At 71.2% G+C, this 14,413-nt stretch carries 7 protein-coding genes; 2 read left to right on the forward strand and 5 right to left on the reverse strand.

The features are described from left to right. Positions 1-66: 66 nt before the first annotated feature. The 3 genes from ACH4XV_RS36075 to ACH4XV_RS36085 all read right to left on the reverse strand — a co-directional run bounded on the left by ACH4XV_RS36075 (position 67) and on the right by ACH4XV_RS36085 (position 9,458). Complete coding sequence (locus ACH4XV_RS36075) at positions 67-6,510, reverse strand: thioester reductase domain-containing protein (RefSeq protein ID WP_395796810.1); 6,444 nt, start codon at positions 6,508-6,510, stop codon at positions 67-69. 17 nt (positions 6,511-6,527) lie between these two features. Then, positions 6,528-7,919, reverse strand: a complete 1,392-nt coding sequence (locus ACH4XV_RS36080; RefSeq protein ID WP_395796709.1) for a PucR family transcriptional regulator — start codon at positions 7,917-7,919, stop codon at positions 6,528-6,530. A 306-nt stretch (positions 7,920-8,225) separates the two neighbouring features. Beyond that, on the reverse strand, positions 8,226-9,458 hold the full coding sequence (locus ACH4XV_RS36085; protein WP_395796710.1) for an acyltransferase family protein: 1,233 nt from the start codon (positions 9,456-9,458) through the stop codon (positions 8,226-8,228). Between the two features lie 511 nt (positions 9,459-9,969). On the opposite strand from ACH4XV_RS36085, the gene ACH4XV_RS36090 reads away from it, so the two are divergent. Then, positions 9,970-11,292, forward strand: coding sequence for an acyltransferase domain-containing protein (locus ACH4XV_RS36090; protein ID WP_395796712.1), 1,323 nt, complete (start codon positions 9,970-9,972; stop codon positions 11,290-11,292). Positions 11,293-11,899: 607 nt separating this feature from the next. Here the strand turns inward: ACH4XV_RS36090 and ACH4XV_RS36095 are convergent. Continuing rightward, positions 11,900-12,556, reverse strand: coding sequence for an RNA polymerase sigma factor (locus tag ACH4XV_RS36095; RefSeq protein WP_395796714.1), 657 nt, complete (start codon positions 12,554-12,556; stop codon positions 11,900-11,902). An 83-nt stretch (positions 12,557-12,639) separates the two neighbouring features. Then, the gene (locus ACH4XV_RS36100; protein WP_395796716.1) at positions 12,640-13,050 is read right to left on the reverse strand and encodes an LAETG motif-containing sortase-dependent surface protein; all 411 of its coding nucleotides are present in this window, start codon (positions 13,048-13,050) and stop codon (positions 12,640-12,642) included. Positions 13,051-13,397: 347 nt separating this feature from the next. On the opposite strand from ACH4XV_RS36100, the gene ACH4XV_RS36105 reads away from it, so the two are divergent. Next, positions 13,398-13,829, forward strand: coding sequence for a hypothetical protein (locus tag ACH4XV_RS36105; protein WP_395796718.1), 432 nt, complete (start codon positions 13,398-13,400; stop codon positions 13,827-13,829). Positions 13,830-14,413: the final 584 nt, after the last annotated feature.

The following is a 14,413-nucleotide window of genomic DNA, read 5'->3' on the forward strand; positions in this document are numbered from 1 at the left end:
CGGCGGACCCTTGGTCGTGTGCCGTGTGCCGTGTGCCGGGCCCGGCGGCCCGACCCGCCTACCCGGCTACCCGACCCGCGCGGGCGTCGGGAAGTACCCGACCCGGGCGAAGAACTCCGCGTACCTGCCGAACAGTTCCGCGTCGATCTCCGGGCAGGAGATGCCGGTACCGGCCAACGCGGCCTCCGTCGCGTCCACATCCATCCGCATGTACAGCGCCTCGCCCGCCGTCATGTAGCTCCGGAAGATGTCGATCGTCGGGAACAGCGCGTTGTCCCGATCGGCACGCACACCGGCGACGAAATCATCCCAGGACACCTCGTCCAGGACATGGCCGGACGCCCGCAACTGCGCCACCATGTCGGCGAATCCGATCGCCACGGGATTGAACAGGTGGAACGTGCGCCCGGTCGTCGTGCGCGACAGTGCCAGCACGGCCGCGGCGACGTAGTCCACCGGCACCATCGGGAACAGTGCGTTCGCCCCCACCGGCACCGCCCGGGCCTGGAGGCTGCCCTTCAGGCTCAACCAGACGAAGTCGCGGGTCTGGCAGGCGCCGTTGGTCTGTGCTCCCGAGACGACGTCGGCGCGGTAGATCGACACGGGCAGGCCGCGTTCCCAGGCCAGTCCGATCACCTTCTCGGCGACGTACTTGCTCTGCCGGTACCCGTTGGTCAACTCCTCCGGCGGCCCGGTGGGATCCTGCGGGGTCAGCCCGGCGCAGCCGGGTGCCGGGCGAGCGAAGACGCCCGTGCTGGAGACGTAGTGCAGCGGAACCGTGCGGTACAGCGCCGCGAGCCGCAGCGCCTCCTCCGTACCGGTCACGTTGGCCGCCTTCAACGACGTGTACGGGTGCAGCCAGTTCACCGTCGCGCCCGCGTGGTACACCACGTCGACCTCACGGGCCAGGTGTTCGTACCGCTCGGCAGCCAGCCCGAAGCGCGGCTCGGCGAGGTCGCCGGTGACCACCGACAGCCGGTCCCGATCGATGTCGTCCCAGATGCCGTACCAGCTCAGATTCGCCCGCAGCCGCTCCAGCGCGATCGCCTCGTCGGCACCCCGGACCAGGCAGTGCACGACGGCCCGGGTCTCGCGCATCAGGTCCCGGAGCAGGAAGGCGCCGACGAATCCGGTCGCTCCGGTGAGGAACACCCGCCCCGGATCGGCGACCACGTCGACGACCTCGGCGGCCGGGACCACATCCTCGGCCAGCCGCACCTCGGCCGCGAAGTCCACGGTGGAGCGCGCCGGAGAGTCGGCTCGACTGGAGAGTTCGGCGAGAAGGCGACCGATCAGTGCCGCCGGGGTGTTGTGGTCGAACAGCAGGGTCGGCGGCAGGCGCAGCCCCGTCTCGCCCTCCAGCCGGTTGCGCAACTCGACCGCGGTCAGCGAGTCGAAGCCCAACTCGGTGAAGACGACGCCGGGGGTGATGTGGTCGGTGCCGCGGTGGCCCAGGATCGCGGCCACGGCCACGCGCACCAGATCGAGCAGGAGTTCGCGCCGGCCGGCGTCGTCGAGCGGGGCCAGGCGCTCCGCGAGGTGCCCGGTGTCTTGAGTCGTCGCGGTGATCATCCGCCGGGCCGACGTGCGCACCAGGCCACGCAACACGGGCATGACCGGGCCGGGTTGCCGCTCGATCCGGGCGATGTCGAGATGCATCGGCACCGTCGTCGGGTGCACGGTCACCAGCGCCGCGTCGAACAGGTCGGGGCCCTCGGCCGGTTCGATCGGCCGCAGCCCGGCCTGCGTCGCGCGACCGCGGTCCACCTCGGACAGCCGGGACGCCATGCCGTGCTCCTGCGCCCATGCCGCCCAGGCGAGCGAGTGGCCCGGCAGCCCGTTGGCCCGACGGTGTTGCGCGAGCGCGTCCAGGAACTGGTTGGCGGCCGAGTAGTTCGCCTGCCCCGGCGATCCGACCACGCCGGCGACGGAGGAGAACAGCACGAACATGGCCAGGTCGTCGTCGAGGGTCGCCTCGTGCAGATGCAGCGCGGCGTCGACCTTGGGCCGCAGTACGGAGGCGACTCGTTCGCGCGTGAGCGCGGTGACGATGCCGTCGTCGATGACACCGGCGGTGTGCACGATCCCCGTCAGCGCGTGCTCCGAGGGGATCGCGGCGAGCAGCCGGTCGACGGCGTCGCGGTCGGTGATGTCGGCCGCGACGACGGTGACCCGGGCGCCGAGCGCGGCGAGTTCGTCCCGCAACTCCCGCGCCCCGGGCGCGTTTGGCCCGCGTCGACTGGTCAGGACCAGGTTCCGCACGCCGTACGCGGTGACCAGGTGGCGGGCGAACAGCGCGCCCAGCGCGCCCGTTCCGCCGGTGACCAGGACCGTGCCGTCGGGCTTCAACTCCGGCCCGGCCACGGCCTCCGGGCACACCCTGGCCAACCGGGGAGTACTCGCGTGCCCGCCACGGATGGCCACCTGCTCGTGCCCGGACATGATCGCCGCGCCGAGCCGTGCGGCGCTGGCCGGGCTGTCGTCGACGTCGATCAGCGTGATCCGCCCCGGGTTCTCGACCTGGGCCGACCTGACCAGACCCCAGACCGGGGCCGAGCCGAGTTCGACGTCCGCGTACTCGTGCGTGGCGACCGCGTTGCGTGTCACCACCACGAGGCGGGAGGTGCCGAACGCCAGTCCCTCCTGGACCAGTTCCAGCGCGCGCCCGGTGGCCCGGTGCGCCGCGTCCGCCAGATCCGCCCCGGCCGGTTCGTCGATCATCGCGACGAGGACGTCCCCGGTGGCTTCCGCGACCTGCCCGATACGTCGCGCGTGCCCGACAGGCGGCGAATCCCCGAGCACGGCCCAGCCGGTCGGGTCGAGGTCGTCCGGGTCGGGGAGGGTGATCGGCGACCACGCCGTGTGGAAAAGGGAGCTCGCCATCACCCGGTCGTGCCGGCGGGTGACGGGGGCCCGCCGACGCCGCAACGCACGCACCTCGGCGACCGGTTCACCCGCCTCGTCGGCCAACCACACCCGAAACCCGTCCCGCTCCCCGGGCCTGATCCGAACCCTGAGCGCACGCGAACCGGCGGCGTACAGGTCGAACCCGCGCCACGACAGCTCGGCGACGTCCTGCCCCACCGCGAGCAACGCGTGCAGCGCAGCGTCGAGCAGTGCCGGATGGATCCCGAACGTGTCCGGGGCCGTGTCGTCGGGAAGCCGCACCTCGGCGAACAGATCCGCCCCCTGCCGCCACAGGGCCCGCAGCCCCCGGAACACCGGCCCATACGCGCGACCCTTGCCGTCCAGCCGCGCGTAGAGGTCGTCCAGCCCGACCGGGACCGCGTCGGGCGGAGGCCAGGCGGCCGGCGAGATCAGCGGCGCCGGCGCCGGCTCGGTGAGCAGCCCGACGGAGTGCACCACCCATGCCGCGCCCGGCTCGTCACGATCCGGTCGGGAGCCGATCGTGACCGGTCGACAACCGTCCTCGTCGGGCGGCCCCAGGGTCACCTGGACCTGCACTCCGCCGCTGTCCGGGACGACCAGCGGAGCACGCATCGTCAGATCCGCGACGCCGGAGCAGCCCACCTCGTCGCCGGCCCGGACCGCCAACTCCACCAGAGCCGCCGGGGGCAGCGTCACGGTGTCGTCGACGCGGTGGTCGGCGAGCCAGGGATGGGTGTGCAGGGAGAGCCGACCGGTGAGTACGAGCCCGGCACCGCCCGCGAGCTCGATGGCGGTCGTCAGCAGCGGGTGCTCCGGCGTGATCAACCCGAGGCCGGTGGTCCGGCGTCCGCCGGGGGAGGTTCCGTCCAGCCAGTACGGCCGGTGCTCGAAGGGGTAGGTCGGCAGATCGACGAGCGAGGCGTTCGTGTCGGCGAACAGGCGTCGCCAATCGATGGTGTGCCCGTGGGTGTGCAGGCGCGCGAGCGCGGTGAGAGCCGTACGGGCCTGGGCGCGGTCGCGGTGCTGGAGGGCGACGAACAACCCGTCCGGCGCTGTCTCCGGGCCCAGGGCCGTGAGTACTCCGTCGGGGCCGATCTCCAGGAACCGCGTGACGCCCTGCTCCCGCAGGCGGGCGATGTGCTCCGCGAAGCGCACCGGCTCGCGGACATGGTCGACCCAATACCGCGCCGAGCGCACCTCGGCCGAGTCGGCCGCCATGGGAACGCCGGGCTCGCCGAGTTCGACCGAATCCAGAACACCGGCGAACTCGTCGAGGATCGGATCCATCGCCGGCGAGTGGAAGGCGTGGCTGACGGTGAGCCGATTCGTCTTGTGGCCGCGCTCCCGCAAGGCGTCCGCGACCGCGAGGACCACGTCCTCGGCGCCGGAGATCACCACCGACGCCGGCCCGTTGACCGCCGCGACCCCGGCCCGGTCCTCGTGCCCGCGCAGCAGTTCGCGTACCTCGGCCTCGGTGGCCCGCACCGCGACCATCGCCCCGCCGGCCGGCAACGCCTGCATCAACCGGCCGCGAGCGGCGACGACCCGGCACGCGTCGGCCAGGCTCAGCACACCCGCGACATGCGCGGCGGCCAACTCCCCGATCGAGTGCCCGGTCACGAAGTCCGGCCGTACACCCCACGATTCCAACAGCCGGAACATCGCCACCTCGACCGCGAACAACGCGGGCTGGGTCCACTCGGTCTGATCCAGCCCCTCGCTGTCCCCGAAGACGACGTCCTTCACCCTCCCGGGCAACACGGCGTCGAAGTGACCACATACCTCGTCGAACGCCGCCGCGAACACCGGGAAGGCGTCGTACAACTCCCGCCCCATGCCGACACGTTGTGCCCCCTGACCGGTGAACAGGAACGCCAGACGCCCCTCGCCCACCGGCCCGGACACCACCCCAGCCGCCGACTCACCGGCCGCCAACGCCCGCAACCCCGAGACGAGTTCGTCCCGATCCCCGGCCACCACGACCGCACGGTGCTCGAACATCGACCGCGACACCGCCGCCGACAAGCCCACATCCGGCAACGACGCGCCGTCGGCGCCGTCCACCACGGACACCAACCGCTCCGCCTGCGCCCGCAACGCGCCGGCGGACCGCGCCGACAACACCACCGGAACCACCGGCAACACCGACCCGGCCGCCGGCTCCACCGGCTCCGGATCGTCGACCGGCGCCTGCTCGACGACAAGATGCGCGTTCGTCCCGCTCACCCCGAACGACGACACCGCCGCCCGCCTCGGCCGCCCGGTCGAAGGCCACGCGCGCTGCTCCGTGACCAGCTCGATCGCCCCGGACGACCAGTCCACCGCGGGTGTCGGCGCGTCCACGTGCAGCGTCTTGGGCACCACCCCGTGGCGCATGGCCATGACCATCTTGATCACCCCGGCCACCCCCGCGGCGGCCTGCGTGTGTCCGATGTTCGACTTCAACGAGCCCAACAACAGCGGCTCGCCGGCCGGCCGCGACTGCCCGTACGTCGCCAACAGCGCCTGCGCCTCGATCGGGTCGCCGAGCATCGTGCCCGTGCCGTGCGCATCGATGACGTCGACCTCGGCAGGGGAGAGGCCGGCGTTCGCCAGTGCGCGACGGATCACCCGCTGCTGCGCCGGACCGCTCGGCGCGGTCAGGCCGTTGGACGCGCCGTCGGAGTTCACCGCGCTGCCCCGGATCACCGCGAGCACCGGATGGCCGAGCCGCCGCGCGTCGGACAGCCGGGCCAGCACCAACATCCCGACACCCTCGGAGAACCCGGTGCCGTCCGCCGCCGCCGCGAACGCCTTGCAGCGGCCGTCGGGCGCGAGTCCGCGCTGCCGGGAGAACTCGACGAAGCCGTCCGGTACCGGGATCACCATCGCGCCGCCCGTGAGCGCCAGCGAGCACTCGCCGTTGCGCAGCGCGGTGACGGCGTGGTGGATGGACACCAGGGACGACGAGCAGGCCGTGTCCATGCTGACCGTCGGCCCCTCCAGACCCAGGACGTAAGAGAGCCGACCGGACGCGACGCTGGTCAACATTCCCGTCATCGCGTAGCCCTCGATGCCGGTCGCCGACGCGCTGACCGTCGAGGCGTAGCCGGTGTACATCACGCCGACGAACACCCCGGTGTCGCTGCCGCGCAGGGACCGCGGGTCCATCCGGGCCCGTTCGATGGCCTCCCAGGTGGTCTCCAGGAGCAGTCGCTGCTGGGGGTCCATCGCCAGTGCCTCACGCGGCGAGATGCCGAAGAAGGCCGCGTCGAATCCCTTGACGTCGTCGAGGAATCCGCCTTCCCGTGCGTAGAACTTGCCCATGGCGTCGGGGTCCGGGTCGTATCCGCCCTCGACGTCCCAGTCGCGGTCGGTGGGAAAACCCGAGATCGCATCGACGCCGTCGGCGGCCAGGCGCCACAACTCCTCGGGCGTGGACACGTTCCCGGGGTAGCGGCAGCCCATGCCCACGATCGCGATGGGTTCCGTTCGGCTCGACTCCAACTCCTCGACCCGGGTTCGGGCCTTGTGCAGGTCGGCGGTGACCCACTTGAGATAGTCGAGCAGCTTCTCGTCCTTGTTCATGTCCCGACCGCCGTTCGTCCCCTGACCGCCGTCCGTCTCCCGACCGCCGTTCATCCCGCGCCCACCACCGCTCATGAGGACACCGCCCGAATCGAGTGTTCCAGTCCCGCCGCAGGGCCCTGTTTGGCCAGTACGGACGAGCCGAGCCGCTCCGCCAGATACAGCGCGAAGTGCAGGCGCAGGTGGTCCTCGCGCAACGACCGCCCGAGCAACTGCTCCGCCTTCTTGACCCGATACACCACGGTGTTCTTCGCGATGTGCAGGTGTTTGGCCGTGGTCGCCACACCCCGCTCGTTGTCCAGCAGGCACCGCACGGTCTCGCGCAACGCGGCCATGGTGCGGTTGTCGGCGGCGAGCGGTCCGAGTTCGCGGCGTACGAAGTCGGCGGCGGCATCGGCGTCGTTGCCGAGCAGGATGACCAGTTCCAGGTCGCCGTAGTCGCACAACCTCGACGGGCCGGGCTCGGTGATGCGGCCGACCCGCTCGGCGGTGATCGCCTGCTGGTGCGAGCGCCGGAAGCCCGCGATGCCGTCGCCGGGCAGCCCCGAGGCGACATGCACGTGTGCGGGCAGGTCCATCGGCTTGGCGGAGCGCCGCAGTTCGCCCGGATGGTCGGTGGCGCGCCCACCCCATGCCCACAGGCGTCCCGGGCCGGCCGGAAGCAGCAGCATCGAGGAGCAGCCCACCTGGTCGAGCAGGCGCAGCGCGGTCGTCTCCAGGTCGCGTCTGCTGTCCGGGGTGATCTCGTCCTGCCACAGGATCAGTGCGACGTGATGCAGCGTCAGGTCATAGCGCAGCTGGTGCAGGGCCTTGCGGGTGTCGATCGGCTTGCCCTTGAGGATCGCCGAGACCAACTCGAAGCGCTCGCCCACGGATCCGGCGAACCAGCGGTTGCGTTCGGTGGCGAACTTCTCGGTCACCGAAGCGGACAGGGTCTCCATGCCCTCGAACAGGTCGGCCGAGATGGAGCGCATCATGGCCGGCTGGTCCTCGGCGGGGATCATCGTCTCGCGGAACTCGAACAACTCGCGGGTGAAGTTCGCGTGCGTGGCCCGGACGTAGCGGAGCAGGAGGTCGACGGTCGTGTTGTCGGCGATCCGTTCCCGGATGGCGTTGGTGAGTTCGGCGGAGAGCAGACCGGTGATGGACCGCACGCCGCTGAGCCGCAGGACGACCCACAGTGCGATCGCCTCGACCAACCGGGTTTCACTGCACGACTTGCGATCGAAGCGGGCGAACGGTTCCTCGGCCAACTCGGCGAGTAACAGCCGGCTGTTCTCGATGGCCCAACCGGTCGCCCCGGAGCCGACGCGGGCGACGACCTCCTCGATCAGCTGCGGGTTCGTCGCCGGTAAGTGGAGTACGGAATCGTCGACGGGATGAAGTAGGTGGAGCAGGGAATAGGTGGACGTTATCTGTCGTGGCGCGGGAATGGTGGCCTGCGATATCGAATAGCCCGACAACGAGTTGCCTCCGTACCGGAAAGCGGACGCGACTGGGTGTCGGCAGCCTGGCACGGTTTCTCTCGTGGGGGGTAATCATCCGGTAACCGCACGCTCGGAACAGGATTACCGGCCGGTGGGCGAGAGCGGCCGACTTGCGCGATGTGGTGTGATTCGCCGCCCGGGAACGGGCGGAGACGGTAGGACACCGCCTCCGCCAGACCTCGGATCTCGCGTGCTCGGCGCTTACCTGACGCCACCCGTGCCGCACTGCGCGGAACCCGGAAAACAACGGTTGTTCGGATCGTTTGGAAGACGGCGCGTTCGCTATTTCGTCACGCCGAGGCCGTCCGTACTCAGCGGTGTCGTCACCCGGGAGGAAAATCCGGCGGCCTTGACGGAATTCGCTCGGTGCCGTCCGAAGCGTCGCACCAGCGGCACCTCCACGAAGCGATAGAGGACGAAGGAACACGCGAGCGCCACCAGGAACAGCGGGACGATCAGCAGCGCGCCGGTTGTCGACGAGAAGGTACGGGTGGGCCCGATCCAGTCGGCGGCCGCGCCGATGACGATCCAGTGGACCATGTAGAAGGCGAAGGAGAGTTCGCCCAGCAGGACCATCGTCGGTCTGCGGAACACCGAGGCGGTGCGCCGGCGGTCCGCCACCGCCGCGGAGGCGATCAGCGGCGCGGTCCACACCGTCGCGACCCCGGCGGTGCCCGCCAGATACGGTTCGTACTGCACGATCACGTAGCCGGCGACGGCGATCGCGAACGCCGGCACGAGGCCGATATTCGGCCACCGCCCCGCGGCCACGATCCGGGCCAGCAGGATGCCCAGGACGAATTCGAGCGCGCGGACGGGCGGGAAGAAGTACACGAACCACACCTGGTCGAACGACACGTCACCGGACACGGCGAAGGCGGCGAGGCGCGGTTGGTCGTCCACCACGAAGGTGGCGACCAGGAATGCCCCCACGATCAGCGCGAGTACGGTGGCCAGCGCCGGCCACAACCACGCCTCGCGGACGCGGCGCAGGAGGGGATGCAGGAGCGGGAAGGCGAGGTAGAAGAAGAACTCGCAACACAGCGACCAGGCCACGCCGTTGACCGCCGACACGGACCGGATGTCGGGAATCCACGCCTGCTGCATGCTCAGGGCGGCGAACCAGTCGACCCCGCGGGTCGGCCGATCCGTGTGCAGTACGAGCAGGGCGGCCAACCCGAAGGTGACCAGGTGCATCGGGCCGATCTTGACGATGCGGCGGCGCCAGAACGACCGGGTCGTGTCGCCCGCGCTCGCGGTCCAGGTCAGCACGAAGCCGCTGAGGATGAAGAAGAAGCCGACGCCGTACGAGCCCGCGAGGGCGAAGGTCTTGCGGAGGTGGTCCCCGGTGTCGCCCGGGACCAACTGAGGGGTGTACCAAAGGACATGCGTGGTGAAGACCAGCAGCGCCGCCACGAAACGCAGTCCCGTCAACGACGGCAGTCGGGATGGTTCGGGATCCGTGGACTCGTTCGCCCGGCCGGCGGAGTTCGGGCGGGTCTCCCGGGTCACCATGTCGGCGTCGCGGGTCGAAGTCGGATGACCGGTCGGCGCACAATCGTTTTCCCGAAGTGCGGGGGACCGGACCGGGAATGGGCGGACGCGGTCGGCGGGCACACCGGTGTCTGCTCGGGTGCGTGCTTCGGAGGGCGCTTCGGACTGCGCTTCGGAGTGCGCTTGGAAGTGTGCTGCGAAGTGTGCTTCGGTGTGTGCGCGAGAGAGTGCGCAGGTGAGTGCACTCTCGACAGAGTGGACGGGTGCACGAGGGAGTGCGCGGATGTGCGCGCGGATGTCTGCGCAGGATTACTCGCCTGCGATATCGGATTGCCCGACACGGATAGCCTCCGTACTGGAAAGCCGGCGCGGCTGGGGCTCGGCAGCCTTCCACGATTTCACGCGCGTTCGGTAATCAGTCGGTAATCGTGTCCGGGCGTCCCGATTACCGCGCGGTGGGCCGAAGACGCGGCCTCGTGGATATCTTGCGAAGCACGCACAGTCCACCGTTCGGCACCGACGAGGAGTGCTCGTGAGCAAGCCGGCCATTCAAGACGTTCGGATCGGTGCCGCGGCCGGCACCGTGCCGTGGGTGTTGTCCGGGCGCAGCGCGGCGGGCCTGCGCGGCCAGGCCGCCCGCCTGCTGTCCAGACTGGAATCCGACGCGGCGCGCGACGTCGCCGCCGATGTCGCCGAAGTCGGCCGATCCCTCGTGGCGGCCGGCGCGACCCACGAGCACCGGGCCGTCGTGCTGGGCGGCGACCGGACCGAACTGGTCGCCGGGGTACGGGCGCTCGTCGACGAACAGGCCGCGCCGAACGTGTTCACCGGGCAGGCGACCCGGCAGGCACAGGCGGATTCCCGGCCGGTGTTCGTCTTCCCGGGCCAGGGCACCCAGTGGGTCGGCATGGCGGTGGCACTCCTGGACACCTGCCCCGAATTCGCCCACGAGATCCGGGCCTGTGCGGAGGCGCTGGCGCCGCACGTGGACTGGTCCCTGGAGGACGTTCTGCGGGGAGCCCCGGATACTCCGCCGCTGGACCGGGTGGATGTCGTGCAACCCGTGCTGTTCTCGATGATGGTGTCGCTGGCCCGCCTGTGGTGCCGCTTCGGCGTGCGACCGGCCGCGACCGTCGGCCACTCCCAGGGCGAGATCGTGGCCGCGCACATCGCGGGAGCGTTGTCCCTGGCGGACGCGGCGCGGATCGTGGCGCTGCGCAGCCGCGCTCTGACCGCGATTCGGGGCCGCGGCGAGATGTTGACCGTACTGGCCCCCAACGACCGCGTGCGGACGATGCTGGCCGACTGGGACGGCGTGTTGGCGGTCGCGGCGGTGAACGGCCCGGCCACCATGACGGTCTCGGGCGACGTGGCGGCGATGAAGGAGTTCGGCGCCGCGCTGTCCGCGGCCCGGATGATGCGCTGGCGAGTACCCGGAGTGGACTTCGCGGCACACTCCCCGCACGTGGAGGATCTGCGCGAGACGCTGCTCGACCTGGCGGCCGGGATCGAACCGGCCCGCAGCGACGTGCCGTTCTACTCGACGGTGACCGGAGGGCCGGTGGAGACCGACGAGTTGACCGCGGAGTACTGGTACCGCAACCTGCGTCAGACGGTGCGCTTCGACGACGCGGTCCGCGCGCTGGTCGCCGACGGCCACCGGCTCTTCGTCGAGTGCAGCGCGCAACCGGTGCTCTCGGTCGGGATCCAGGACACCGCCGAGGAGCTGGGCCGCCCGGCCGTGTTGCTGGCCACGCTCCGCAACGAGGACGGCGGGATGGGCCGGTTCCTGGCCGCACTGGCCGAGGCGTACGTACATGGCGTCACGGTCGACTGGACGGCGGCCTTCGCCTGACGGACGGCGCGGTGCCGCCCGGCCGGGTGGGCTCCGCGCGGGACGGACGAGGTCGCCGTCCGGGAGCCGGCGACCTCGTCACGTTCACCCGGGCGCACGGTTCAGCCGGTACGCCGACCACCCGCGGGACCGGAGGGCGGTGCGGTGCGTGGCGGTTGGTTCTCCGGGGGAGTGGTCCGGCGGTCGGACCCGGGGATCGTCTCCGGGGGCGTCGGGGAGTTCGACCCGGCCGCTCTCGTCGGCGGCGTCGTGGCGGCCGTGGACGGGCTCGGCGCGCCGGTGCTCGGCGGCGTACTCTCGACGGGTGCGCCGGTGGGCGGCGCGGGCACGGCCGGCGGTACGGTCACGGGGCGCGGGCCGTCCGGCGTCGAGGTCGACCCCGTCACCATCCAAGCCGCCGCGGCCACCACGATCGCCGCCGCCGCAGGCCGCAACGGAACACGCAGCCGACGCGCCGACGCGGCCGGCAGCGGTACCTCGCGCGCACGGAGCGTCGCGGGTGTCACGGCATCGGCCCGTCGGGCCATCCAGTCTCGCAACTCCGTTTCCAAAGCCGCGTGTTCCGGTACCCCCGAGCGCAGGGGTTCGCCACGGTCACGGCGTCGGTTCACGTGTCCTCCTCCCTCAGCAGCCGATGCAGCGCGGTCAACCCGCGACTCGCGGTGGATTTCACGGTGCCGGACGGTATCCCCAGCGTGCCGGCGATCTCGCTCTCGCTCAGGTTCTCCCAATAGCGCAACACCAGTACCTCGCGCTGCCGCCGGGTGAGCTGTGCCAATGCCTGGCGCAGTCGCCGATCGCGCTCCGCGCGAAGCGCGTCGTCCTCGGGCGAGGCCACCGGCGGCAGTACCGGCGGTACCCAGGCCCGGGCGGTACGTCGGCGGCGCAATACCGATCGTGCGCCGTTGACCACACAACGCCGCAGATACGCGGGCGGGTCGTCCAGCTCGCCCAGCCGTGCGCCGTACCGTCGGAAGGCGGCGGTGAACGCCTCCTGGACGACGTCCTCCGCCGTCTCCTGGTCGTCCACCAACAACGTGGCCAGGCGCACCAACCGGATCCGATGCGCGTGATAGAGCTGCGTCATCGTCGGGGGCGGCTCGCCCGCCTCCCGGGGCCGGCGCCGGAACAGGCCGAAGGCCCGCCGCCGGGGCGGCGGGGCCTCGGCGGGCGGTACCCGAGAGGGCGGGGTCGGGTCGTATCGGACCCTGATGTGGGATTCCTGGATGGCCGTGAACTCCTCGGACGCGAACCGATGAACCACCGGCGCCATACTCGGCACCGGGTGCACGGCCGGTGTACCGGGGACAAGGACATCCCCGGCGCACCGGCCGGTTCCCGCACCGGTCAGACCGCGGTTCGCCCGCGCCGCCGGCCGGCCACCACGGCCCCGCCTCCGAGGAGCAGCAGGCCGCCCGCGCCGCCGATGTACCAGGCGGTCTTGTCGTCGCCCCCGGTTTCCGCCAGTCGAGGCGCCGTCGTCGGCGGAGTGGACGGCACACCTTCGCGCCCACCCGAGACCGCGCCCGACGGCGTCGGGGCAATGGTCGACCGCTCGCCCCGGGGCGACGAGCTGGGCGGTACGGCGCTCGGCGCCCTGGTCGCCGGCGGGGCGGTGGCGGGCGGGGCGGCGGTCGGCGGGGCGGTGGCCGGCGGAACCCGGCCGGCCGACCCAGGCGCCGCGCCCTCGTCGGCCACGGCCACCCCCTGCGCCAACACCACAGCGGAGGCCGCCGCCAACAACCCGGCCCCGAACACCCGACCGACCCGAACCCGACCTCGACGACCACCCGGCGGGGAGCCGATCACGGAACCCGAAACACGCGGCGAACGAATAGTCACCATTCTCCTCAAGGACCATCAACCACCCGGATCCCCGAGCCAGGAACACACGGGGCCGAGGCCGCCACCATCCGACGACAGCCATCCAGACGCCCGACGGCCCCGGGGGTTCCCACTCCCCCCAAACTTTTTCCAAAGCCGCCGAGCCGGCGACCCGCCGTCCCCGATGACCCGCCCCCGCAACAACCTCGGACGCGCGCTGCCAGGATCAACGGACCCGACGATCCCGCGGCGCAGCCCAGGTCACCCGAGAGGTACGAACGGTGCACTCCACCTTGTTACGAGCCGTGGTCGCTTCCGGCATGGCGATCACCCTCGGGGGCTGCACGGGCTCCGCCCCCGAAACCGTGTGCACCGCCGATTGGCGGGTGCCGGTGAGCATCGACATCGGCTCCGAAGTGGCTGATCGGGTCACCGACATCTCGATACGGCTGTGTCGGGCCGGATCGTGCCAGGAGCCCAAGGTAACCCTGTCGCCCGTCCGGGAGGGCTCCGCCCGGGTCGGGAGCGTCCTCGACGCGGGTCTGACGGCGGAGCCGATGGAGGCCACCGTGCAGGTGAGCACGGCGTCAGCCGCCACCCGTGTCTCACGCCTGGGCGTGACGCCGCAGACGACCCGTCGCGGTGCGAACTGCGGCGTCGAGCACCACGTCCGGCTTCGTGTTTCCGCCGACGCGGGTGTTACCCAAGCCTGAGCGGGGGCGGTGTGTTGGGGGCGCCGGGGAGGACGGGGTCTCCTGCCGTCGCGTGTTCGACGGCGTAGGGTGCGAAGGTCGGGGCCGGTGTGCCGAACGCGGGCGCGGCGGAAACGACGGGTCGTCCACCACAGAACGGGCACAGCACGAAGCAGGTTCTCCTGTCGATGAGTTCGGACCGCCCGCATCGTGTGCCGGCGCCGATCCGCGTCGGCCGCACGGGTTCGGCCGGGCGTCCGAGGCATCATCCCGTGCCGATCGATCCACGTCACGAGGTTTGTCCGCGGCGAAGATGTGAGTCGCATCTCGAACCTTCTCCCACGACATGCCGAACAACCTTGTCCTGTCGACCTGTTGACCATCGGGTCCATTGGGTCGAAGGCAGGCATCGCGTCGCAGTTCCCGTGATATGGGAGGTTCCCGTGGGGTGGGGATTGTCCTGAACTCTTCTGGTGACGGTGATTCGGATCCGCCTACGGTGCCAGAGGCCGTCAACGAACCCGAGGGAGGCAACCTCCGTGTGTCCGGCATCTGCCGGTGGGTGAGGGAAATGCGGCTGGGTCGGGCCCGGTTCGCGCCGGACG

This window comes from Embleya sp. NPDC020630, assembly GCF_044334985.1.
Classification (GTDB): Bacteria; Actinomycetota; Actinomycetes; order Streptomycetales; family Streptomycetaceae; genus Embleya.